A 23,100-nucleotide genomic window follows, 5' to 3' on the forward strand; every position below is an offset into this window, starting at 1 on the left:
CGAACAAGACAAACGATCAAGCGTGCTTAGAACAACCCCAGTTGCGGTAGCGCCAAGGTGTCGAACTCTTTATCAATAAACGGCAGGATGCCATCAGCAATCGGTTTAAGCTGTTTATCAATATAATGTTGATAATCCATCGGGCTACGCCGATACATACACGGCTCAGGCCCATTAACCGTGATCACATACTCAATCCATCCCCCCCGTTGGTACTGTTCAGGGCGGCCACGTTTTTGATTTTCACTGTCAGCCAGCCGCGCGGCACGCACGTGTGGTGGCACATTTTTCTGATACTCCGCAATCGGGCGTCGTAACCGTTTACGATACACCAGCTCTGCATCACGCTCCCCTTGTTGCGTACAGGCGACCACATCGCGAATAAAAGCATCGACATCATCACCATCAAACACACGTTGATAAAGCTGTTGCTGGAACTGTTGCGCCAATGGTGTCCAATCCGTTCTTACCGTTTCCAACCCTTTAAAGACCAAATGTGACTCACCGGTATCAGGATTAACGATTCGTCCTGCATAACGCTTTTTACTCCCGGTTTCTTGCCCACGAATGGTGGGCATTAAAAAGCGTTGATAATGGGTTTCGTATTCAATTTCCAGCAAGGATTCGAGACCATAGGTTTCCTGCAAGTGCTGAGACCACCACTGATTCACATGGCTAACAAGCTTTCGCCCGATGGCATCGGCGTCCTCGCTTGCTTTTTCTCCCCCCAATGACACAAAGGTAGAGTCTGTGTCACCGTAGATCACCTCAAAGCCTTGTGCTTCAATCAACTCACGAGTGGTCTTCATAATCTCATGGCCGCGCATGGTAATCGATGATGCCAAGCGATGATCAAAAAAACGGCACCCCGATGAGCCCAACACGCCATAGAAGGAATTCATGATAATTTTAATTGCCTGCGAAAACGCTTTTTCACCGGCTTTTTTCGCCCGATCACGCGCTTGCCACAACTCATCAATCAATGCCGGTAAGTAGTGCTTTTCTCGATGAAAAACACCGCCTCGAAACCCAGGAACCGTGTCGGCTTCCTGACCGGCCTCTTGTGCTTTTAACCCCTCGATAAGTCCAAGCGGATCAATAAGAAAGGTACGAATAATCGAGGGATACAGCGATTTAAAATCCAACACCAGCACTGAGTGATATAAGCCGGGTTTGGAGTCCATCACATAACCACCAGGGCTCGCGATCCACCCTTCGCTAGCTAGATTAGGCGCGACATAACCGGAACGATGCAAACGCGGTAAAAACAAGTTAGTGAATGCCGCTACCGAGCCGCCCACGCGATCGAGCTCTACCCCGGTTAAGCGCGAGCGCTCGATTAAAAAGTCGAGTAAGTGAGTGTGATCAAAGATTCGGTTTACCAAACGGCAATCTTGTAAATTATAAGTCGCAAGCGCGATTTTATCCTGATGAAACATGCGATTAATCGAGGCCATACGATCATGCGGATCATCAATCGCTTTCCCCTCGCCTAATAACGTTTGTGCAACCGCCTCTAGCGCCCAAGATCGGAACCCATACGTCGCGGTTTTTAGCGCATCAATCCCATCAATCACCACCCGCCCGGCTAAACTGATAAAGCCCGGCTTATTGCTACCACCATCACGCCAAAAAGCGCGTTCCCCGCCGCGACCAAGGCGTAAATCACGCTGGTAGCGTTGCGCGCGTTTAACCAATAGGCGAAAGTCAAAATCAATCACATTCCAGCCCACCACTACGTCGGGATCGTATTGTGCGAACCAACGCTCCAGGGCGACCAATAAAGCCTCTTCGTTATCCACCCACTCTATCCACGCCGGGGCATCGTTCTGAGGCGCACCGACCATGATCACGCGACTGTCTTTTTCACTGTCTAACCCCACCGAATAAAGCTGACCTTTTTGTGAACACTCGATATCCAACGAGACATGATGAAGCGTGGGCGTATAATCCGCTTGCTTCGCTTTGCCTTGCGTCACTTCTAGGTAGCCCTGACGTTGACGGGCCTGACCGGTGAACAACAAGCTGCCACAAATATAGCGCTCCATCAGATAACGATCGGCCAAGCGTAAATCCCCTTCATAAAGCGCAATAGCGGCCCCCGTTATCACCTTCTGGCCTTCTCGGGCACGTTTAACACTGGTGAAATAACAGGCTGCAACAGGCGTATGTTGGAAGGTTGTTAGCGGTACCGGTTTGCAATAGGCATTGGGATCGATAGCAGGTAATAACGCCTCCACCCGCGCTTTTTCTTCCAACGGCACAAAAAACACACTGTGCTGATCGTCAATACAAAGTTTGATCGGGCCTTCTGGCGTGGAAAGCCATAAAACAATGGTTGAGGTATGGCCCCAATCACGCTGCTGGCGCGTGATCACAAACCCTTGCTGCATATAGGGCGCGGTCGATGAAGTCACAGGCGTTATCGATATGGATCGTGTGAATGATAAGGACAGTGTAACAAACGTGGCTAATTACTGTGTAGATAAACAGTTTTGGCCCTCTTTTTACACACGTGACAGCCAAACAACGTGCTCCGCCGAGACGCCCATTATAATCTCGCCTTTGTTGTCGCTTGCGGACGCGATACAATGCGCGTTTGTTCGTTATCGGGAAGTATGAATGTCAGATCCGAAAAGCAAAGCGCTCAAAAAAATTGCTAAATGTCTAGAGCTCAGCAATTCCGCCAATGTCAACGAGGCGGCGCAAGCGATTAAAATGGCCGAGCGGCTGATGCGGAAGCATGGTCTCGATCAGGACGACATTGACTTCATCAGTATGGGTAAAACGCGCTCTGAGAAGCTGTTGCCAGCGTCTATTAACCAATCGATCTTAAAAATTATCCGCGGCATCAATAGTCGCTTTGGCGTCGAGTGCGTATTGGTCAACCATAAAGGGCTCAAGCAGGCTGAATTTATCGGTGATGCCGACCGGGCTATTTTCGCGGCGTTTGCATTTGATGTGGTGTATCGCGATATGAATGAACATATTGGCCAGTTTCGTAACAGCTTCGCAGGCTCAGGCACCAGCACCCAACAAGTCACCCGCCGTGTTCAGTCTTTCACGACGGGCTGGCTTGAGGGGGCACTCGACAAATTGCCACAGCTTGATGCCCGAGACAGCGACGATAAGATCAAAAGCTATATTGATAAAGAGTTCGCCAATATTGACCGCGAGACATTTAAGCAGCAACTCAAAGACGCCATGGCAGCGATGACCGATGACTACGAGCGTGGCATGAAAAAGGGCCGCGAAATTTCAGTTAGTCGCCCTGTAAGCGGTCAAGGCCAACAAAAGCGCCTAACAGATAACACAAAATCATAACCACAATTATGTAATAACCAACGCCCCTTTAATACTCTCTCATCACGTGAAAACGGCCGGCGATTTGTCCGGCCTCTGTCAGTATTTTCCCACCAATAAGACACTTGTGTTAAACACGTCAAATCATGGTCAAATCGCTTGTCGCCTATTGTGTTACACGCCTCTCAGGTCTAGCCTAGGATCCATGTCACATTATCTATGTTCCGTCTGCCCGACTCGCTGGCAGTTGCGATCGCATGGTCTAAGGTGACTAAATAACAAGCATTCACAATGCGTAAAATAAGATACTTCATATCCTTAATTAGGAGAGTGGCATGAAAAAAGTCGTGACAGGTCTCGGCCTCTTACTGGCCGTCGCACCCGCAGCTTATGCACAGCAAGACAGTGGTCTTTACATGGGGGGTCGTATTGGGCCGTCGTTTTTAGAAGATAGCTGTGTGTCTGACACCGACTGTGGTGATCAAGAGCTCGGGGCGGGTATCATTACTGGTTATGATTTCAATGACTGGTTTGCGCTTGAAGGCACCTATGATTATCTAGGTCGCTTTGACACTGAATTCGATACCTTTGGTAAAGCATCGGGCGATCTCACCGCGCTGACACTTGCCCCCAAATTGTCGTATCACGTTAAACCCGATACCGCACTGTACGGGAAAGTGGGCGGCGCGATGTGGAACTTTAACAGCAATGCCGGTGATCGCGACGATGTGTCGTTGATGGGCGCGATCGGTGTTGATCACCAAGCCACCGATAAACTCAACCTTCGCCTAGAATACCAACACATCAATGATATGGATGATGGCTATTTCTCAAGCGTTGATAATAACCTCTTCACCGTCGGGATGACCTATCACTTTGGCCGCACCGCCAGTGAGCCAATGACTGAAGCAATGGTTGAAGAGCCAGTTATGGCAGAGCCAGAGCCCGTTCAAGAGCCAGAGCCGGTTGCCGAGCCGCAATCAATTGTGCTCTCAGAGGCCGGCGAAACCGAAATGTTCGGCTTTGATAAAGCAACGTTATCTGAGCAAGCAGTCGCCTCCTTGCAGCCATTAGTTGACCGGTTGCTTAAACATGAAGAAGCCACAGCGACGATTGTGGGTCATACCGACAGCCAAGGGCCTGCCGCTTATAACCAAACACTCTCTGAAGAGCGTGCACAAGTCGTTGCGGATGTCTTCTTAGACGCGGGCATTGCGGCTGAGCGCTTAACCGTGATGGGCAAAGGCGAGTCCGCGCCAACCGCCAGTAACGAGACTGCCGACGGTCGTGCGAAAAACCGCCGCGTGGAAGTCACTTCGCCAGAGTTCGTTTATGTGGACGTGAATTAATCACATCGACGATCGCATCATATAAATATGCAAAGGCCACCGCATTGTCGGTGGCCTTTTCTTATCATGAACAATCAATGACTGATTAACCGCGCGCTGTAAAAGCGGTCAAGTGCGCCTGCATCAACCGATCGATGTCTACTCTATCTTGATCGCTCACTCCTGCCACCCGTGGATACCTTGGCTCGGCGCGATCGTTATGATAAGCGCCTTCCCATCCCTGAGTGGTGGTTAAAAACGCGCGGGCAAAATCCGCTGAGTAGCGTAAACAGCCTGCCATGACCGTATCGACATAGGATTGGGCAATCGGCTTGTCTACGTCTGGGGTACGCTGCGTATCGGCAACATACACGTACACGGGGCCATCAAGCGTCACGTCTTCGGGCAGAGTGATGTTTGATTCAGCTAACTGTAACCGCTGATAGCCTGCCTCTCGGCGATCAAAGTCGGGCAATGACTGTGGATCGATGCTGACCAGCACCCCATTACATTGACCTTCACCTTGTAACACCACCAAAGGTGAAATAAACGCCTCACTGACATTGCTCCAATGACGACTAAGCCCGGTCACGGTAACCGGGCACGTCCATCCAGATTCACCGGTCAGCGCCCGTGACGCCGGATTCATTAAACTCCCGTATCCAAATAGATACATGACGTTGCAAACTCCTTTATTGCATAACCTGACAGAACGGTGGTGGCTGCCTTGCTTTTTTCATACAAATTGCCAGAATATCCGGCAATGTTGTTAACAAGGAAGTCATCATGGAACCACTCAATAAGCTCGAAGCCCACTTCAAACGGCTGTCACATTTTCAGCACCTTGCCGCAATCTGCGGTTGGGATCAAGCCACCATGATGCCAGATGGAGGGAATCAAGCCCGTGCCGACGCGATGGCAGAGCTCGCGCTTTATTGCCATCAACAAAGCACCCAACCTGAGCTTAGTGACTGGTTAGCAGAGCTGGACGATAAATTGGAGCAACTGACACCGACGCAAAAAGCGAGCGTGGCAGAGATGAAGCGCGAGTGGCAGCAGGCCAGCGTATTGCCTGACACCCTGGTCAAAGCCAAATCTTTAGCGGGTGCCAAATGCGAGCATGCTTGGCGCCAACAACGTCAAGATAACGATTGGGCAGGCTTTGCCAAAAATTTAAAAGAAGTGGTGGCCTTGGCGCGCGAAGAAGCCCATATTCGTGCGGACCAAAAAGGTTGTGCGCCTTACGATGCCCTGCTCGACCTCTACGAGCCAGGAATGACCGCTGATCGTGTCGATGAGGTATTTGGTGCGCTTAAAGCATGGCTACCGGAGACCATCCAGGCGGTAGTCGACAAGCAAGCGCAACAGCCACCCCTTATGCCCAAAGGGCCATTTACCCAAGCACAACAAAAGGCCTTAGGTGAGCAGGTGATGCAGCAGTTGGGCTTTAACTTTGCACAGGGTCGTCTGGATGTCAGCACCCACCCATTTTGTGGCGGCGTGCCCACTGATGTGCGCATTACCACCCGCTACGACGAGCAAGATTTTACCTCGGCATTAATGGGCGTGATCCACGAAACCGGCCATGCGCGCTATGAACAAGGGTTGCCTAAGGACCTGGCAGGCTTACCCGTGGGCCAAGCGCGCTCGATGGGCGTGCACGAAAGCCAAAGCCTGTTTTTTGAAATGCAGCTGGCCCGCAGTGAAGCATTTGCTACCTTGATTTGTCAGCGTGCTAAATCTGCCTTTAACCGCCAAAACGATCCCGCCTTTCATGTCGAGAATTTCCACCGCGTGTTAACTCAAGTCGCGCCCGGTTATATTCGTGTCGATGCCGACGAGGTCACCTATCCGGCACACATCATGCTGCGCTATGACATCGAGCGCGATCTGATCAGTGGCAACATGGAAGTTGATCATATTCCTGAGCGTTGGGACAACGCCATGCAGCAATACCTTGGCCTCAGCACCGCCGGCAACTATAAAAACGGCTGCATGCAAGACATTCACTGGACCGATGGCAGCTTTGGCTACTTCCCCACCTATACCTTGGGTGCCCTGTATGCCGCGCAATTGATGCAAGCAATGCGCCAGCAACTGGATGTCGATGGCATTATCGCCAGCGGTAACCTGTCGCCCATTTTTGATTGGTTATCCCAACATATCTGGCAACGCGCCAGCACTACCTCAACCGACAACATACTCAAGGATGCCACCGGCGAAACCCTCAACCCCGCCCACTTCCGCGAGTATATTCAAGGGCGGTATTTGTAATCCGTGTCCCCAAGGCCAGCGATATTGGCCTTGGTTTTTTCAGGTTAATCTGTTAATTCCATCACACTTCTGTACAATGCGCGCTCAGCCATATTTATCTTTACACCCTCTCGCTTGGCCGTGAGTCAGATGCTTTGTTGGCATGACTACACGCCCTGGTTGAGCACATTCGCTAGGAACGTCTTTTGATTTCAATCGCCAATATCACCATGCAGTTTGGTGCCGAACCGCTATTCGAAAACATCTCTGCCAAATTTGGTAACGGTAACCGCTACGGATTGATCGGAGCCAACGGCTGTGGCAAATCCACCTTGATGAAAATCATGAGTGGCGCGCTCACGCCTACCGCAGGCAATGTGTCCATCACGCCAGGACAAACCTTGGGCGAGCTTAGCCAAGATCAATTTGCCTATGAGCAATACTCAGTGATTGATGCGGTGATGATGGGCGATCGCAAGCTGTGGGAAATCAAACAAGAGCGTGAGCGCATTTATTCTTTGCCGGAAATGAGCGAAGAAGATGGCATGGCCGTCGCAGAGCTAGAAAGCCAGTTCGCGGAAATGGACGGTTATACCGCCGAGAGCCGTGCTGGCGATATTCTGCTGCAAGCGGGGATTGAAGAAGAGCTGCACTTTGGCCTGATGTCGCAAGTGGCACCGGGTTGGAAATTACGGGTGCTGCTTGCCCAGGCTTTGTTTGCGAATCCTGATATTTTGCTGTTGGATGAACCGACCAACAACTTGGATATTCATACCATCAACTGGTTGGCCGGTGAGCTGCAACAGCGCCAGTGCACCATGATTATCATTTCTCACGATCGTCACTTCTTGAACGCCACGTGCACCCACATGGCCGATATCGACTTTGGCGAGCTACGTGTATATCCAGGCAACTACGATGACTTTGTCGCCGCATCTAGCTTGGCACGCGAGCAACTGTTGTCGAGCAACGCGAAAAAAGAAGCGGAGCTTAGTGAGCTGCAAGACTTCGTGAATCGCTTTGGTGCCAATGCCTCTAAAGCTAAGCAAGCCAGTTCACGCGCCAAACGCATGGAAAAGATCCAGCTTGATGAAGTCAAAGCGTCTAGCCGTGTGCATCCTTACATTCAATTTACCGAAAGCAAAAAACTCCACCGTCAAGCGGTCGAATTACGCGAGGTTGGCCATACCTTTGACGAGACAGCTTTATTTAAAAACGGTCACTTTTTGCTTGAAGCGGGCTCGCGCCTGGCGATCATTGGCGAAAATGGTGTGGGTAAAACCACCCTGTTACGTTGTTTAGTGGGCGAGCTTGCGCAAAGCGAAGGCACAATTAAATGGTCAGAAAACGCCGCAATTGGTTACTGTGCGCAAGATAACAGTGCCGAGTTTGATAACGATCTCACCGTGTTTGAGTGGATGTCGCAATGGCGTACGGCCAAGCATGATGATTTGATTGTTCGTGGCATTTTGGGTCGCTTGTTGTTCTCAGCCGATGATGTGAACAAAAAGGCCAAAAGCTGCTCAGGGGGCGAGAAAAACCGCCTGATGTTCGGCAAGCTGATGATGCAAGATATCAATGTGATTGTGATGGACGAGCCGACCAACCACATGGATATGGAAGCCATCGAATCACTCAATAAAGGCCTAGAGCAATTCCCAGGCACTTTGATTTTTGTCAGCCACGACCGTGAATTTGTTTCCTCATTGGCGACCGATATCATTGAGATCAAAGACCAGCAATTGATCCACTTTAACGGCAGTTACGATGAATACCTCGCCCACTTAGAAAAAGTACGTGCGGTGGCTTGATCATAAGACTGAGCCTGAATTTGCCGCTGATTGGCTTCCATTCAGCGGCAAGTCCCGCTATACCTAGAGTAACGTGCTTATTCTTTATAACGAGCGAGGGATCATGAAATACGCGGCCACACTGTTAACGCTTTCCAGTCTTCTTCTTACCACTCCGAGCTATGCCCTTTTCGGCCAAGGCGATAAAACCACTGATGTGATGACGCAAATGGCAACCCAATTTGCCGGTGATGAGGTGAGCCAATCTCCGCTCGTTAAATCGATCACTGAACAAGTGGATGTGAGCCCAGCTCAAGCAACAGGTGGCGCCGGGGCCTTACTCGCCATGGCAGCGAATGGCCTCACCGGCAGCGATCAACAAGAGCTTGCAAGTTTACGCCCTGATTTATCGTCGCTTTCGTCATTACTCGGAGACAATGCGAGTGCGGGTGGCATCGGTTCAATGGGTGATGTGTATCGTGCAGCAGAAAAACTTGGTATCGACGCGGCCACGTTAAAGCAGTTTGTGCCGGTTGTGCTCGACTATTTGGGCCAACAAGGTGCGAGCGATGGATTGCTAAGCTCGCTAACCCAACTTTGGCCATAGCGCGACGCGACTTAAACACCGATTAAATTACTCCGTCGCCGCATGCCTCGGCAGTTTAAACAACGACAACGCGCGGCAACCGCTGACGCGCGTTTATTTATCGAATCATCAAGCAAAGCGCACCGAGACGCGTTATCATAGTCGCCCTGTTGTTTAAGTTTGTATGATTATGCCTGCCTTCTCTTTCTCTGCGATCCCCGTTGGGATCCGCTTTATGCTTCTGTCTGCGCTTGGCTTTGCCTTGATGTCCGCCTGTGTGAAATACGTGGCTGTCAATGGTATCCCGGTATTTGAGATTGTCGCCGCCCGAGCACTGGTGTCGCTCATCATCAGCTACACCGATGTGAAACGTAAAGGCCTGTCGGTATGGGGTAACAATAAGCAACTCCTGTTGCTGCGTGGTGTACTCGGTACAGCCGCGCTGATGTGTGTGTATTATGCGGTCACGACTTTACCCTTAGCCGAAGCCACTGTTTTGCAATACACTCACCCGGTGTTTACTGCTGTGCTTGGGTTGGTGTTACTCAAAGAGCGATTACAAGGCGCCACGTTGGTGTGTATTGCGCTTTGTTTAATCGGGCTTTACGTGATGGTGCAACCTAACCTTAACGGTAATATTGCGGAGGCCTTGCCCACGTTTAGCGTGATTATTGCGCTTCTGGGGGCATTAGGTAGCTCAATGGCTTATGTGATTGTGCGTAAACTCAGCCGCACCGAAGACAGCTCGGTAATTATTTTGTACTTTCCCATGGTTGCCCTGCCTGTCGCGACCGTGCTGATGTGGCCACAATTCGTGATGCCAAGTTTATCGCTCACATTGCTATTGGTTTTAGTCGGTGTATTTACCCAGGTTGGCCAGTATGGACTCACCAAAGCCATGCAAACCCAACAAGCCGGTGAAGCGTCTGCTTATGCCTATATACAAATTGTGTTCTCAACCTTGCTTGGGGTATGGATCTTTAATGAAGTGCCCTCAATTTGGACCTATCTCGGTGGTGGGTTAATTGTGGCAGGCGCATTATTCAATGCCGTTGGTCATCGCATCTTTCGGCGACGTATCGTATAACACTCGCACATTCAAAGGTTTAATACGAGCAAAACTGGCCTCATTTGAGGCCAGTTTTGGTTTGCTGATCAGGCAAAAACGCGTTAAAGAAGGCTGAATAATTACCAAGTAGAAAAAAGGCTGTCGTGAGAATGTACGAGTGTGTCAGTGTTTGTCGGTAGATCTCGTTGCAATGAGAGAACGTATGAGCGTTTGGACAAAACCGGATTGCTCACTCGAGCAATCCGGTTAATAGTCATCGCCTGTCAATTAGGTACGAATATCCTGAATAGCACCGTTCAATGCGTTAACGTTATCTTTTAAATCAGACACAATCGGGCCCAGTTGATCAATCGCTTCATGCATATCGCTTGATAAGGTTTTTATGTTTGATAAATTGCTCGAGATTTCATCACTGACAGAAAGCTGTTCTTCCGTGGCCGATGCAATCGATGAATTCAGTCGATGGATTTCTATGGCCGATTCTTTGATCGTGCCAAGCGATTCGTTTGCGGTGGTCATATTGTCACGTGTCGATGCAATCTTATCTGCGTTAACACGAATAGTCTGTGTTGATTGTTCCGCCTTACCTTGCAAACCACCGATCATTTCTTCAATCTCTCCAGCAGATTTTTGTGTCCGTTGCGCTAAAGATCTCACCTCGTCGGCCACAACCGCAAACCCACGACCTTGATCGCCTGCACGCGCCGCTTCGATGGCTGCGTTTAGCGCTAAGAGGTTGGTTTGCTCTGCAATGCCTTTAATCACATCAAGTACATTACCTACATTAGTGGATTCATCGGCAAGCTCTTGGATCACCTCCGATGTCTTTTTGAATTCAGTTTCTAAACTGCCAAACTCGACCATGGTTTTATCGAACACATCTTTACTGGTGGTGGTTTCTTTCTCGGTACTACCTGCGTACTTTTCTGCCATGGAGGTGTTCTCCGCCACCGTGGCAAGGGCGGAGGTCATTTCTTCCATGGCCGTGGCACCCATCTCGAGCTCTTGGTTTTGCTGGTTAGATATTTTGGCATTTTTACTGGTAATATCGACCAAACTATCCGTAATCTGAGCGATCATATGATTAACGTCATTAATTTTATTAATCGTCGATGAGTAACTCCCGATAACTTTATTAACAGTATTACCAATGGTTCCAATTTCATTCTTTTTACTATCGTCGACTCGCAACGTAAGATCTGAATTATCATCTACTTTTTTTAGCGTGGATGCCATCTTATCGATTGGATTAACAACCGTTCGTTTCGTGATGATGTATCCCAAAATCGCAATTACGATCACCACTGCTAACGAGATATTGCCGATGAGCACCGTTTTTTTGACACTAGATGCTGCCTCGTTAAACTGTGTATCCGTTCGCTGTTCCAACGCAATAAAAAAGCTTTCGATGGGTTTCATGATTTTTGCTTTTTCTTGGTGATACTGCGAGCTATGCAATAGCTCAATCGCCATTTGTTTGTCGGGCTCTCCTCGAACGGTATAATTACCGCTGCTGTCCGGATATAGTCCTTTAACCGCGTTCATGGCTTTGACTTCCATATTCACCAGCCCATCAGAATTGGCCTGAGCCTTTTTGAGTAAATCAAACTCTTTCTCGGTAAAGCCTAAATCTCTCATCCGTTGATTTAACGAAATAGCTTGGCCATCTGGTTTAGGTTTTTGACCATGTTCTAACACTAAGTCCCAGTAGATCGTATGATAGTTAACAGGCCGAGGTTTCTCTCCATTACGAATAGCGAGGATATCCATGTACATCTTTTCGTACTTTTCATTGCCGGTAACTGTGTAAGTTCTGCCCAGACGCGTTAAGTCATCAGAGCTTTGTCTTAATTCATCGGCCGTTTGATAAGACTCGTATCGGATCTGGGCCATTTCATCTACTTTATTCATCAAGCCATTAAGCTGAATGATCGTAAAAAAACTCACCACAATACCTGCACCAATAATAAAAAATACTAATTTCATGGTGTTATTGATGTTCATACCCACTCCTACCACCTCTATCACATTTATATCTACTTAAAATTGTTCAATTTCAGCGTAGGACAGAATCATTTCATCGACTTTGAAAAATAAAAGAAAAAGACAAAAAAACCTCAAGCATCTGATTAATATAAAATTAAAGCATGATCTTCGTTGTCACAGGCATTGTTCTATCCCTGATATTGTTGAAAGCGTGCAACATCTCATAAAAATGTAACCCACTGATATTAACAATCCAAAAGAATGACGCCAGTCACTCTATGTAGTGCTCATTTCCCTTAAGGTTCGCCTAACTTTTTAAACAGGTACTCTCTGATGAAAAAAAAACGCACTCGCTAGTCTGATCATGCTCTCACTCTCGTTCTCCACTCTTGCCGCTGATGGGGATATGCATAATGTCACTATCCTTGGCACATCAGATTTACATGGCCATTTCATGCCATGGGATTACGCGGCAGACAAACTCAATATGCGTGGCAGTTTGAGCCAGATCGCGACCAAGGTAGCGGATATTCGTAGCACCAACAAAAACGTCATCATGGTCGATGCGGGTGACACCATTCAAGGTAACTTTGTCGAGACGTTTAAGGATGAAGCGACAAGTCCAATGATGCTTGGTTTTAACCAAATGGATTATGATGTATGGGTCATGGGTAACCACGAGTTTGATTTTGGCTTGGATGTTTTGCAGCGCTCGCTCGATCAATTTGAGGGACAATCACTCGGCGGCAATATTAAACGACCTGACGGCAACCCTTTTTTACCCGCTCATACCATCATCGAGCGAAATGGCATCAAAGTGGGTGTAATTGGTATGGATACACCGATGACACAAGTTTTTGCCGAAGGCACCGGGCGACTCGAAGGCGTGACCTTTACCAACCCTTCACTGGAAGTTAAAAAAGTGGTCGAGACACTCAAAAATGATGTCGACGCTCTTATCTTAGTCGCCCACATGGGCCTGGATAATGAAAACGACATTGCGAATACCGGGGTCACAGATATTGCCAATGCCAATCCAGAACTTGATGCGATTGTCGCCGGCCATATGCATACTCGCATTGATAAAGCAGTTGTTAATGGTGTGATCGTGACTGAGCCGGATAAATACGGTCGTGCTCTATCTCGTATTGATCTCTCGTTTGAGGAAAAAAACGGTCAATACACATTGGTTAACAAAGATAGTTTTACTTATAAAATTAAAGGCACAGCGTCAGATCCAGAAATGGAAACCTTGTACCAGCCTTACCACCAACGCCTTCGTGCGATGGCAAACCGCGAAGTCGCGGAATTAAGAGGGGTGGATTTGGTCCCCCAGAATGAGATCCGAGGGATCCCGCAAGTTCACATTCAAGATACTGGCATTAGTGCACTGTTCCAAGAAGCCAGTTTTTTCTATGCACCAAAAGCCAACGTGATTGCTCTGCAAATTGATAATGACAATGCCGAGCTAAACGTCGGTCCGATTAAAGCAAAAGATATCGCCTATAACTATCAATATGCTGGCGGCGAAATTACTGTCTATCAAATGACCGGAGCAGATCTACGCAAATATATGGAATGGTCCGCTGACTATTTCAACTCAGTCAAACCGGGTGATGTCACCTATAGCTTTAACCCTGAACGTCGCGCATCGAAATACTCAACCAATGACTTTTTTGCGGGAGTCACCTATACCATTGATCTTACTCAACCGGCAGGAAAACGCATAACAGATTTAGCCTTTGCTGATGGACAGCCAATTACCGATACAACCGAGATAAACCTCGGGATGAATAGTTATCGAATGGGGCACCTGACCAAAGCAGGTGGCGCGTTAGAAGGAAAAGATTTTCCGGTGCTGTTCGACTCAGAACAAGCTTATGGTGAAGAAGAAGGTACCATCAGAAATATGACTATTCGCTATCTAACAGAGGAAAAAGGTGGCGTTTATACCGGCAAACCTATGGCTCGCTGGCAGTTAAAAGGTCTAGATATTGACACTAACACACGCAATATCATTAAAGATTTGGTCAACAGCAAGCAAATTGATGTACCAAGTAGCGACGACGGGCGTTATACCAACGTTGCTGCGATCAACGTAAAAGGCTTACGTTTTAACACCAAAGAAGAAAAAGCCGAAGCACTGGCCGTTCGTGAAGCAAAACTCGCTACGGCAACAGGCACAGAGAAAGAAAACCTTGAACGAGAAATCGTCATCATCAACGCGCTGAACTAGGCTCGCTGGTATAGCTTATGCGGTCGGTAACACCCCGGCCGCATACACCCCTGCCCATGATCAAGAATTATCACGATATAAGCCGTGCGCAGTGCAACTGGCGCAGTGCAACTGGCGCAGTGCAACTGGCGCATTACGCCAGGCACGCAGCCTTAAACAAATTGCAAGGCGCGACATTTTGTCGCATAATGACTTGTACAGACATATAAGCGAGGTAATGAATCATGCCAACCAGTGTACGGTTAGATGATGAGTTTGTGTCAGATGTAAAAGTGCATGCAGAAGCTGAAATGCGCTCTGTGCCCAAGCAAATTGAGTATTGGGCAAAAATTGGGAAAATCATGACTGAGAACCCTGATTTACCCTATAGCTTTGTGCAAGAAGCCCTGATTGCATCTGAAGAAGTCAAACTTGGTAAGGTAAAACGTTATGAGCGACGGACCCCACGACAATCAGATTGATGTTTTCGTCTCTCGTGTTTTTGAAAAGCAGATGAACAAGCTGTCCGACGCGCAATGTGAAGTGGTCGAGGACGAGATAGACAGAATCATTGAAGAGCCCACGCTCGGCACCCAGAAAAAAGGCGATCTCTCTTATCTTTGGGTGCACAAGTTCAAGCTCGACAGGCAAGAGGTGTTGCTTGGCTACGCTTGGGTTGAAAACAAACTCGAGCTCTACCTGCTTAATATTAGCTCGCACGAGAATTTCTACGCGACGATGAAAAAGCGCAGAAAAGCGGATTTAAAGATCATTGGTGAACCGCCAAATCGACGTTAGTGACAGTGAATGAAAATCCGAAACCCAACGAGATCACTTTCCCTTTCTATGCCGTCTATAAGTAACTCGGCATAAGCGCCAGCTCGATCGTGACAGGCCCCCCGTTGGCAATGTGCACCTATCCAACACCGTGCTGGGGCTTGTGTCATCGACGCTGCCTATGCGGCAGTGAACAAGAAAGATCGCAGTCTGCTGTCTGTGTGATTGTTATGCGAATCAGATAACACTAATCGCCCAAGATTACTCGGTATGATGAGTGGATTTTGACCCACAGAAACTTATCATATATGATAACAATAAGTAAAAGATGAACTGGAGCATCGTTTTTTACCAAGGCGTGGAGGAGAGTATTCTCAACATGCCTCCTAAGATCCAAGCGCGAATGCTCAAGCTGCTTGAACTAATAGAAAAACATGGCGCAAACTTGGGGCCTCCTCACACAAAATCAATAGGTAACGGCCTGTTTGAAGTTCGCGCCAAAGCAAAAGAAGGGATCGGACGAAGTCTATTCTGCTATTTAGACGGCCCCAACATCTATATCCTTCATGCATTTGTGAAGAAAAGTCAAAAGACACCAATGAAAGACTTAGCATTGGCAACAAGGCGTATGAAAGAGGTGAAAAGTGAATAGCTTACAAGCATTAAAAGCGAAAGCACTACAAAACCCAGACGTGAAACAAGCATACGATGAATTGGCGCCTGAGTTTGAATTGATCGATATGTTACTCAGCATGCGTAAGCAGGCCGGGCTAACTCAACAGCAGGTTGCAGTACGTATGGGGACGAAAGAAGGCAATATTTCTCGACTTGAAAAAGGGAAAGGTAATCCAACCCTTAAAACCCTGCTTAGCTATGCAAAAGCATGCAACTGCAAGCTTAACTTTGGCTATAAACATGCGTCAAATTGACGTGTATGGTCATTGCTAGTCATACGCTTTTATTGATCTTGAACCATCCCCTACTCCCTCGATGCCACGACACACTAACAATGAACTGACATCAAAAAAACAATTATTTTCAGTGTCTAAACTGCCTGTGCGTAGGTCGGCATAAGCGCCAACTCAATCGTGCAAACTTGGTACGATTTGCGCCGCGCGCAGTGCAACTGGCGCCTCCGACATCGGAGCCAACGATTAACCCCTGATCGTGACAGGCGCCCGTTGGCAATTTGCACATATCAACACCGTGCCGGGGCTTGTGTCACCTACGCCAATGGTATCATCGGGCCAAAACTGGCTATTCCGATAACCAATGTACGCCAATAACATCACCGACGTTAAAGTTCGCGTAGGTCGGCATAAGCGCCAACTCGATCGTACAAACTTGGTGTGATTTACGCCGCGCGCCATCCGACATTGAGGCCAACGATTAACCTCGATCGTGGCAGACGGCCAGGTCGTTAATCTTTTCTAAGCTGCCTGTGCGGCAGTGAACGTTAGCCGCTCATTAATGGACTTCTCTATATCTTTCTAAGCTGCCTGTGCGGCAGTGAACCGAAGCACAAGCCCTTATTGGTGCCACCTCTGTTTCTAAGCTGCCTGTGCGGCAGTGAACGTTGTTATAATCAAATTCGAGCTTGTCGGATATTTCTAAGCTGCCTGTGCGGCAGTGAACAACGAGTACGGACGCGCCTATCAGAACTTGAAATTTCTAAGCTGCCTGTGCGGCAGTGAACTATAGAATAACGAAATAATAGCCTGTGACAACAGGCCGTTAGGATAAAAATCGTTTTTTACCCTTATTAAAAACGCCCAGTCGTAACTGACTGTATTCGCTATTTATTTCTAAATATCCCAAAAACAAGGGTAAAAGCATTGCTCAGTCTGAGGGCTCACGCTGATCGGTCTTTCATGCTCTACGCGTACTGTTTGCCATTAGCGCAAGGAGACCGATATGGCATTGAACGAGCAACCGGGAGACATTGACCGGATCATTGAAATGGCGTGGGAAGATAGAACCCCCTTTGAGGCGATTGAGACGCTGTATGGCTTGCGTCAGGATGACGTCATCGCTTTGATGCGGCGCGAGTTAAAACCACGCAGCTTTAAGGTATGGCGTGAGCGGACGCGCGGGCGTAGAACCAAGCATCAGGCCCTACGGTCAGAGCACGTCTTACGTAGCCATTGCAAGACGCAATACAAAATAAAATCCGCCAAAAAGTGATAGGTTTAGCGATAGATCGTGTTTTGTGAATAACGTGGATGCGTTAATTGGGCGTCTCCGAAACGTTACGGGAAGGTGACAGCCAATTTGTCACTTTCTTATACCACGAGGCCTGCGTGCCAAAACTCATAAAGCACTAAGTTAACCTATTAAATATCAAATAGTTAAAAAGTTAAACACCGACTAATCCAACCAGTTATCCACAGTTTCTGTTGATAGTAAATGCACAACATAAAACTTATTTAAAACATATAAATCATGCATTTACCGATGTAAAAAGGTTTTTTATAGAAATTTCTTGACGAAGCTGAGGATAAGGAAGCAATCCATCCTTTAGTTTAACCATCGACGCGCAACTTCCATCAACAACTTATCTTTATAGGGATGAGCAAGTAACGTTATCCCATAGGGCACGTTATCGTGAGTGAATAAAGGCATTGTTAGTTGTGGTAATCCACAAACATCGGCTAACGCCATAAGGCGGCGCTGGGCGAGATTAAAGGTATCACTGGCGGGTTGGTCTGCATCACGGGGCAAAATCGCGCCTGGTGTTGAGGGAATAATCAATACCTTATCACTCGGCCACATGGCGGTAATGGTATCGCGTAGCTGCTTGCGCGTTTTCTTGGCCTGATAATGGGCTTTGTAATCCACTTCCCGCAGCCGTTCAAGGTAGCTTTGGGTTGAGGTAGGTAAGTCAAGTTCGGCGCTGTCTAGCCAAGCTTGATACATCAGTAAAAATTCTTGACTGGCAATCGCAACTTGGGTTTTCTCTACCCGAGTAAGCACTAATTTATTCATCGCTAAGGTGGTTTCTTGGGGAAGGTGAAGCTGTTCGAGGTGTTGATAGACCTGCTTCATTGCTTCATCCGAGTAAAACAAGGCAAAAATTGGCTCAGCAATGACCACGCCTTGAATATTGGTGACCGCGGTTGAGGGCTTTGCCACCAGCTCTTGAAACTGGCTTAAATGTCCGAGACTCGCACTGCACACGCCAATATTATCAAAGGTATCAGCCATGGCGATTATCCCGGTAGTATCGACCAAACCAGGCGTGGGCCGATAGCCATAAAGGCCGCAATGCGCGGCGGGGATCCGCACGCCCCCGAACGCATCATTGCCTAAACCCAGATCCGCCAGTTTTTTCGCCACTGCGACTGCGATACCGGCATTGGCACCACCCACACGGTATTGACGATAGTGGGGGTTGCGAAGTTCGGCGTAAAAAGGATTAAATCCGGTGATACTAAAGCCGAGCGGATCGATTTGCACCTGGCCGATCACACTGGCACCCTGCGCCATCATCGTTTTCACCACGCCCGCATCTTGGCTTGCGGCTGTGCGCGTTTCCGACCAAGCCGGAATGCCTATCCCTGACACACACGCTTCGAGCGATACCGAATGCGACACCGCTATCTTGTGGCGCCGAAATACGCCGCTTGCACTGTCTTGCCGCGGTGGCTCAAATTGGTGCGCGAACATCGCTTGATCGAGCATAGTGACTGGCCTCAAATAAGTGTTATTGCTTACTGATCAGTGTAATACATTCAGGCGATACTGAGTTGAAATTCCTTCTATCTGACGGTTGCCATCTTTAACCGAGAACACTCGCGGTAACGCTGCCTACTCACGGTTCACCGCAGTAAGATCCGATGTTTGTCGGCACGATTGTTCAAACGCCCTTAACTTCGGGGTCAGATCAGCACTCACAAAGGTGTCATCGAATATTTGTACCTTACGTGCTAATTGCCAACTATCGATAGATGCCCCTTGGCCATAAGGAATCGCATACACATGAAAATGCTGCCGCTGTGCGACGTAATCGAGATTAGGTGGCACGCGCAACGGTTGATAACTGCGGTTCAAATAGATGTAAAAATCGCCCACGCAATTTGCCACGATGTATGAGCCTTGTTGACTACGCAGCGCGAGATACGGCTGGGCGATATCAGTATATTGATTGATATGCCATTTTTCTGCCGTCGGGTTGAGTTCAATCATCGGTGCGGCCGGTAAACTCGGTGGCGGTGCTGCGGGCGACTGAGTGGCGGCAACAGTATCAACCGGCTCAGAGGCTGGTGGCTTGGGATTAATGATACGTACACGTTGCGCGGTATCAGGCTGGCTGTCACCGATAAGTGGAGCAAGCCACCGTTGCCATTGCCCAATAGGCACCATTACCAGCGCAATGGCGCACCATGAGGCCAATACCCAACGCCAAGCCAGCCCAGGTTTGGCCGGTTTTAAAGTGACTGGAGTGGCTTTATGCGTCAGCTCCGTTTCTAGCTGTTCCACGCGCGTTAACGCGTCTTTAAGCTCGCGGTTGCGTTGTGTGGCCTCTTTTTTTTCTTTGTCGTGCTCACGTGTCAGGCGCGCATGTTGTCCGTCTAATGATTGGTGCTGACGCTCAAGTTTTTGGTACTGCTCTCGCCACTGACGATTATCAAACTCAAGTTTGGCAATTTTAGCCGTGAGGTGTGCCGGAATTTGTTGGCCGGCCTGACGAGATTTGAGAGTGCGGTTTTCTTGCTGCAACACCGCTAACTCTTTTTGCAGGCGTGCAACCTGGCTGCGTAACGCCGCCTGACTTCCCTCGTTTTGCGTTTGCCCTAAAGCGCTATCGTCGCCCTTCCCTAATTTAACGGCCTGGTATGCTTCACTGACCAGCTGCATCAACCCAGTGCTGCCACCTTTATCCGGATGCACACGGCTAGAAAGTCGCTTATAGCGTTGTTTAACCTGCGCGGCCGTTTCGCCGGCATTCACGCCTAAAAGTTCGTTCCAAGTGGTCATGCTAGGGCTCGTTGAGTCAGTGGTTACCGATTAATGGTAATAATAATATCGGCCAATGTCTTATAACATTGAGCCATCTCGTTTAAAAACGGGCGTTAATCAGTGCAAGACACACTTAGGCAACTGACACATATCACGCGGCATCTATAGCTAGTAGAACCTTCTATAAAGCGATATTTTTTACCTTTTCAGAAGAACAATGCCCTGTTCACTTAATTTTGCATTGCATTCATATTTCTGTGATCTATCATACTTTCCGTCATAACGACGTTCCTATGAAGACAGCAGGAGAGAGATGGCAAATGCCATCCGCCGAAGAAGTAAATCTTTCAGGCACTTAATTGTATGGACTGCTGTTGGAGGAAACTCTGGAGAGACCCGTTAATTCGGGCGCCGAAGGAGCAAGCTTGTTTTCAAGTGAAACTCTCAGGCAAAAGGACAGAGGAGATACCCACCCCAATATGTAGCACTTTTGTTAATATTAGTGTGGTCTATCTTCTCCTTTGATGTTTAAAGGGGGATTAATGCCATTTTTTTCACAACTACCCGATATACCCGCGCTTCTCGCCACCATTGACGACTGGATTTGGGGCCCACCGCTTTTATTGTTATTAACCGGTACCGGGCTCTTTTTTACCGTTCGCTTGGGCTTGCTCCAATTCCGCCGTTTGCCCTTTGCGCTCAAGCAAATATTTAAACCTTCTGATGCCACCAGCCAAGGCGATGTCTCTGGTTTTGCCGCGCTATGTACCGCATTATCTGCCACCATTGGTACCGGTAATATTATCGGGGTTGCCACAGCAATTTCGTTAGGGGGCCCAGGCGCACTATTTTGGATGTGGTTAGCCGCTTTTTTAGGGATGGCGACCAAATACGCTGAGTGTTTACTGGCGGTGAAATACCGCGAAACCGATCATAAAGGTAATATGCTTGGCGGGCCGATGATGTACCTATCCAAAGGCGCCGGCAAGCCGATATTAGCCAAATTATTTGCCCTATTCGGCATCGGCGTGGCTTGTTTTGGTATTGGCACTTTCCCACAGGTGAACGCCATTAGTAGCGCCGCGACCCATTTGTTTAATATTCCCACCGTTGCCGTCGCTGCTATCCTTACGGTGCTAGTGGCGTTAGTGACTATCGGGGGCGTGAAATCTATCTCGGCCGTCGCCGCCAAAATCGTTCCTGTGATGGCCGTATTATACGTCGCTGCCTGCTTGTGGGTACTCGGCGCCAATATATCCCAATTACCCCATGCGGTTGGCCTGGTGTTTGAGTCCGCGTTTAACGGCATGGCAGCCACCGGCGGCTTTGCTGGGGCAGGTATGATGCTCGCCATTCAATCAGGGATTGCTCGTGGTGTGTTCTCTAACGAGTCTGGCCTAGGGAGTGCCCCCATTGCCGCGGCGGCCGCTAAAACCGACTCGTGCGTTGAGCAAGGGTTGGTATCAATGACAGGCACCTTTATCGATACCTTGGTGATTTGTACCATGACAGGGTTAACGTTAATTTTAACGCAATCATGGTCAGGCGAATTAGCGGGAGCAGCAATGACATCGCATGCCTTTGCCGTGGGCATGGAGAGCAGCATTGGCCCTATGTTAGTAAATATCGGCCTACTCTTTTTCGCCTTCACGACGATTTTAGGCTGGCACTACTATGGCGAGCGCTGCGTCGCGTACTTGTTTGGCAAAAAAGCGATTTATATCTATAAACTATTCTTTATCGGCTTGATCGCATCCGGTGCCTTTATTCAACTGAATACGATCTGGATTCTTGCCGATATTGTTAATGGCTTAATGGCGGTCCCCAACCTCATCGGTTTGTTACTGCTGCGTAAAGTCGTGATTGAAGAGACCCAAGCGTATTTTTCGTCACAAGACAGTGACCAGGCCAGCGAGATAGCGCAACCCTGTTCACAATCATCATGATCGCGTGACAGTTACTTTGTACAAAAAAGCCGGTTCATAGACTGAACCGGCTTGTTGTGCATATGTGGGGCGAGAGGGATTAAGCGTATTGACGCTCAGCTTCCTCAATCCCTAACTTACCAAGAATTGCTTGAGGATTGATAAAGTGATTCACCCGCACCTCGTGCTCTACCTTGTCACCCACCGCGACGAATTCATAGTTCAGTGATTGCGTGGCTTGCTTATCCCATACACCATCACCGAAATAGATTCGACGATCAAAATACACACCGTAATCTTGTTTGGCTCGAAATGCCGCCAACGCCATGACTTCACTCCGGCTCATGGCATCGGAGCAAGATGAAAATACAATGCCGTCGATATTAAAACCTGCCGCTTTTAACTTCATCCGTGCGGTTTCTTCCCACCCGCCGGTGGCAATGGCTAATTCAACCGAGGGCACATGGCGCATGTGTTCTACAAATTCCACCGCGCCGGGAATTGGCGCTAAGCCTTTCTCTGCAATCCTAACCGCCAATTTTTGCCTAAACACCCGTTTGATCTCTCTAAACAGCCTGATCTTGTCATGGTTGAGTCCATGGGTGTCGATTAACTCTTCGATGATCCCCGCATCGGTCACATTGGTGTAGCTTCCCCAATTATCTGGAACCGCTAAACCTGTGACTTCATCAATCGCCTGGCTGAAACACTCGTGGTCCATTTGGCAGCTGTCTACCAGCGTACCGTCCACGTCTAACATAAATAAGTTTTTCACGCACATTTCCTCAAATCCCGTTGTGTCCCACAAGTGACCGACTTGTGATTTGATCGGGCGCTTTGCCGTTCTTGATCTTCGTTTTTTATCAACACAACGAGCATTATAACATTATTTTTACATTCTGGACGACT

General features: G+C 48.4%; 19 protein-coding genes, 1 CRISPR repeat array and 2 riboswitches. Of the genes, 13 read left to right on the forward strand and 6 right to left on the reverse strand.

The window, feature by feature from the left end; all coding sequences use genetic code 11:
* Positions 1–26: 26 nt before the first annotated feature.
* Complete coding sequence (locus tag BZG76_RS06350) at positions 27–2,393, reverse strand: DNA polymerase II (RefSeq protein WP_077460588.1); 2,367 nt, start codon at positions 2,391–2,393, stop codon at positions 27–29.
* A gap of 229 nt (positions 2,394–2,622) precedes the next feature.
* Between BZG76_RS06350 and BZG76_RS06355 the strand changes: the two genes are divergently transcribed.
* Together BZG76_RS06355 and BZG76_RS06360 are read left to right on the forward strand one after the other, a co-directional pair.
* A complete protein-coding gene (locus BZG76_RS06355) occupies positions 2,623–3,324 on the forward strand; it encodes a DUF2786 domain-containing protein (RefSeq protein ID WP_077460589.1) in 702 nt (233 codons plus the stop codon).
* A 314-nt stretch (positions 3,325–3,638) separates the two neighbouring features.
* The gene (locus tag BZG76_RS06360) at positions 3,639–4,652 is read left to right on the forward strand and encodes an outer membrane beta-barrel protein (protein WP_077460590.1); all 1,014 of its coding nucleotides are present in this window, start codon (positions 3,639–3,641) and stop codon (positions 4,650–4,652) included.
* An 85-nt stretch (positions 4,653–4,737) separates the two neighbouring features.
* On the opposite strand, the gene BZG76_RS06365 is transcribed toward BZG76_RS06360, so the two are convergent.
* Entirely contained in the window at positions 4,738–5,307 is a 570-nt protein-coding gene (locus BZG76_RS06365) for a gamma-glutamylcyclotransferase family protein (protein WP_077460591.1), read from the reverse strand.
* Between the two features lie 110 nt (positions 5,308–5,417).
* Between BZG76_RS06365 and BZG76_RS06370 the strand changes: the two genes are divergently transcribed.
* The 4 genes from BZG76_RS06370 to BZG76_RS06385 all read left to right on the forward strand — a co-directional run bounded on the left by BZG76_RS06370 (position 5,418) and on the right by BZG76_RS06385 (position 10,347).
* Positions 5,418–6,905, forward strand: a complete 1,488-nt coding sequence (locus BZG76_RS06370; RefSeq protein ID WP_077460592.1) for a carboxypeptidase M32 — start codon at positions 5,418–5,420, stop codon at positions 6,903–6,905.
* A gap of 185 nt (positions 6,906–7,090) precedes the next feature.
* A complete protein-coding gene (locus BZG76_RS06375) occupies positions 7,091–8,695 on the forward strand; it encodes an ABC-F family ATPase (protein WP_077460593.1) in 1,605 nt (534 codons plus the stop codon).
* A 103-nt stretch (positions 8,696–8,798) separates the two neighbouring features.
* On the forward strand, positions 8,799–9,281 hold the full coding sequence (locus BZG76_RS06380; RefSeq protein WP_077460594.1) for a DUF2780 domain-containing protein: 483 nt from the start codon (positions 8,799–8,801) through the stop codon (positions 9,279–9,281).
* Positions 9,282–9,450: 169 nt separating this feature from the next.
* A complete protein-coding gene (locus BZG76_RS06385) occupies positions 9,451–10,347 on the forward strand; it encodes a DMT family transporter (RefSeq protein WP_025744670.1) in 897 nt (298 codons plus the stop codon).
* A gap of 249 nt (positions 10,348–10,596) precedes the next feature.
* On the opposite strand, the gene BZG76_RS06390 is transcribed toward BZG76_RS06385, so the two are convergent.
* Positions 10,597–12,333, reverse strand: a complete 1,737-nt coding sequence (locus BZG76_RS06390; protein WP_077460595.1) for a methyl-accepting chemotaxis protein — start codon at positions 12,331–12,333, stop codon at positions 10,597–10,599.
* A 346-nt stretch (positions 12,334–12,679) separates the two neighbouring features.
* Between BZG76_RS06390 and BZG76_RS06395 the strand changes: the two genes are divergently transcribed.
* The 6 genes from BZG76_RS06395 to BZG76_RS06420 all read left to right on the forward strand — a co-directional run bounded on the left by BZG76_RS06395 (position 12,680) and on the right by BZG76_RS06420 (position 17,491).
* Positions 12,680–14,551 (forward strand): bifunctional metallophosphatase/5'-nucleotidase, encoded by a 1,872-nt coding sequence (locus BZG76_RS06395; RefSeq protein WP_077460596.1) that lies wholly within the window; start codon positions 12,680–12,682, stop codon positions 14,549–14,551.
* A gap of 224 nt (positions 14,552–14,775) precedes the next feature.
* On the forward strand, positions 14,776–15,012 hold the full coding sequence (locus BZG76_RS06400) for a TA system antitoxin ParD family protein (RefSeq protein ID WP_021023597.1): 237 nt from the start codon (positions 14,776–14,778) through the stop codon (positions 15,010–15,012).
* Complete coding sequence (locus BZG76_RS06405) at positions 14,981–15,328, forward strand: type II toxin-antitoxin system RelE/ParE family toxin (protein WP_077460597.1); 348 nt, start codon at positions 14,981–14,983, stop codon at positions 15,326–15,328. The genes BZG76_RS06400 and BZG76_RS06405 overlap by 32 nt, the downstream gene beginning before the upstream one ends.
* Positions 15,329–15,635: 307 nt before the next feature.
* The gene (locus BZG76_RS06410; RefSeq protein WP_077460598.1) at positions 15,636–15,959 is read left to right on the forward strand and encodes a type II toxin-antitoxin system RelE/ParE family toxin; all 324 of its coding nucleotides are present in this window, start codon (positions 15,636–15,638) and stop codon (positions 15,957–15,959) included.
* On the forward strand, positions 15,952–16,236 hold the full coding sequence (locus tag BZG76_RS06415) for a helix-turn-helix domain-containing protein (RefSeq protein WP_077460599.1): 285 nt from the start codon (positions 15,952–15,954) through the stop codon (positions 16,234–16,236). The genes BZG76_RS06410 and BZG76_RS06415 overlap by 8 nt, the downstream gene beginning before the upstream one ends.
* 498 nt (positions 16,237–16,734) lie before the next feature.
* A CRISPR array of direct repeats spans positions 16,735–17,003; the repeat unit is 28 nt; unit sequence TTTCTAAGCTGCCTGTGCGGCAGTGAAC.
* Positions 17,004–17,221: 218 nt separating this feature from the next.
* Positions 17,222–17,491: a TIGR03643 family protein gene (locus BZG76_RS06420; RefSeq protein ID WP_077460600.1), complete on the forward strand. Its 270-nt coding sequence runs from the start codon at positions 17,222–17,224 to the stop codon at positions 17,489–17,491.
* A gap of 333 nt (positions 17,492–17,824) precedes the next feature.
* On the opposite strand, the gene BZG76_RS06425 is transcribed toward BZG76_RS06420, so the two are convergent.
* Positions 17,825–18,988, reverse strand: a complete 1,164-nt coding sequence (locus BZG76_RS06425) for an amidase family protein (RefSeq protein ID WP_077460601.1) — start codon at positions 18,986–18,988, stop codon at positions 17,825–17,827.
* 126 nt (positions 18,989–19,114) lie between these two features.
* Entirely contained in the window at positions 19,115–20,284 is a 1,170-nt protein-coding gene (locus tag BZG76_RS06430; RefSeq protein WP_077460602.1) for a J domain-containing protein, read from the reverse strand.
* Between the two features lie 275 nt (positions 20,285–20,559).
* A riboswitch (glycine riboswitch) is annotated at positions 20,560–20,647 on the forward strand.
* A 3-nt stretch (positions 20,648–20,650) separates the two neighbouring features.
* A riboswitch (glycine riboswitch) is annotated at positions 20,651–20,728 on the forward strand.
* Between the two features lie 80 nt (positions 20,729–20,808).
* Here BZG76_RS06430 and BZG76_RS06435 point away from each other — a divergent pair.
* Positions 20,809–22,212: an alanine/glycine:cation symporter family protein gene (locus tag BZG76_RS06435; RefSeq protein ID WP_077460603.1), complete on the forward strand. Its 1,404-nt coding sequence runs from the start codon at positions 20,809–20,811 to the stop codon at positions 22,210–22,212.
* A gap of 79 nt (positions 22,213–22,291) precedes the next feature.
* Here the strand turns inward: BZG76_RS06435 and BZG76_RS06440 are convergent, their stop codons facing one another.
* Positions 22,292–22,966 carry an HAD family hydrolase gene (locus BZG76_RS06440; protein ID WP_236719564.1) on the reverse strand — a complete coding sequence of 225 codons (675 nt, stop codon included), beginning with the start codon at positions 22,964–22,966 and terminating at the stop codon, positions 22,292–22,294.
* Between the last annotated feature and the right edge of the window lie 134 nt (positions 22,967–23,100).

Origin of the sequence: Salinivibrio sp. AR647 (assembly GCF_001995415.1) — a bacterium.
GTDB lineage: Bacteria > Pseudomonadota > Gammaproteobacteria > Enterobacterales > Vibrionaceae > Salinivibrio > Salinivibrio costicola.

What these genes read in the sequence shown, in the direction of transcription:
- BZG76_RS06405 (WP_077460597.1), top strand. Translation starts at nt 14,981, where the DNA reads ATGAGCGACGGACCCCACGACAATCAGATTGATGTTTTCGTCTCTCGT.
- BZG76_RS06355 (WP_077460589.1), top strand. Translation starts at nt 2,623, where the DNA reads ATGTCAGATCCGAAAAGCAAAGCGCTCAAAAAAATTGCTAAATGTCTA.
- BZG76_RS06390 (WP_077460595.1), bottom strand. Translation starts at nt 12,333, where the DNA reads ATGAACATCAATAACACCATGAAATTAGTATTTTTTATTATTGGTGCA.
- BZG76_RS06420 (WP_077460600.1), top strand. Translation starts at nt 17,222, where the DNA reads ATGGCATTGAACGAGCAACCGGGAGACATTGACCGGATCATTGAAATG.
- BZG76_RS06360 (WP_077460590.1), top strand. Translation starts at nt 3,639, where the DNA reads ATGAAAAAAGTCGTGACAGGTCTCGGCCTCTTACTGGCCGTCGCACCC.
- BZG76_RS06400 (WP_021023597.1), top strand. Translation starts at nt 14,776, where the DNA reads ATGCCAACCAGTGTACGGTTAGATGATGAGTTTGTGTCAGATGTAAAA.
- BZG76_RS06425 (WP_077460601.1), bottom strand. Translation starts at nt 18,988, where the DNA reads ATGCTCGATCAAGCGATGTTCGCGCACCAATTTGAGCCACCGCGGCAA.
- BZG76_RS06385 (WP_025744670.1), top strand. Translation starts at nt 9,451, where the DNA reads ATGCCTGCCTTCTCTTTCTCTGCGATCCCCGTTGGGATCCGCTTTATG.
- BZG76_RS06410 (WP_077460598.1), top strand. Translation starts at nt 15,636, where the DNA reads ATGAACTGGAGCATCGTTTTTTACCAAGGCGTGGAGGAGAGTATTCTC.
- BZG76_RS06395 (WP_077460596.1), top strand. Translation starts at nt 12,680, where the DNA reads ATGCTCTCACTCTCGTTCTCCACTCTTGCCGCTGATGGGGATATGCAT.
- BZG76_RS06365 (WP_077460591.1), bottom strand. Translation starts at nt 5,307, where the DNA reads ATGTATCTATTTGGATACGGGAGTTTAATGAATCCGGCGTCACGGGCG.
- BZG76_RS06370 (WP_077460592.1), top strand. Translation starts at nt 5,418, where the DNA reads ATGGAACCACTCAATAAGCTCGAAGCCCACTTCAAACGGCTGTCACAT.
- BZG76_RS06380 (WP_077460594.1), top strand. Translation starts at nt 8,799, where the DNA reads ATGAAATACGCGGCCACACTGTTAACGCTTTCCAGTCTTCTTCTTACC.
- BZG76_RS06430 (WP_077460602.1), bottom strand. Translation starts at nt 20,284, where the DNA reads ATGACCACTTGGAACGAACTTTTAGGCGTGAATGCCGGCGAAACGGCC.
- BZG76_RS06435 (WP_077460603.1), top strand. Translation starts at nt 20,809, where the DNA reads ATGCCATTTTTTTCACAACTACCCGATATACCCGCGCTTCTCGCCACC.
- BZG76_RS06350 (WP_077460588.1), bottom strand. Translation starts at nt 2,393, where the DNA reads ATGCAGCAAGGGTTTGTGATCACGCGCCAGCAGCGTGATTGGGGCCAT.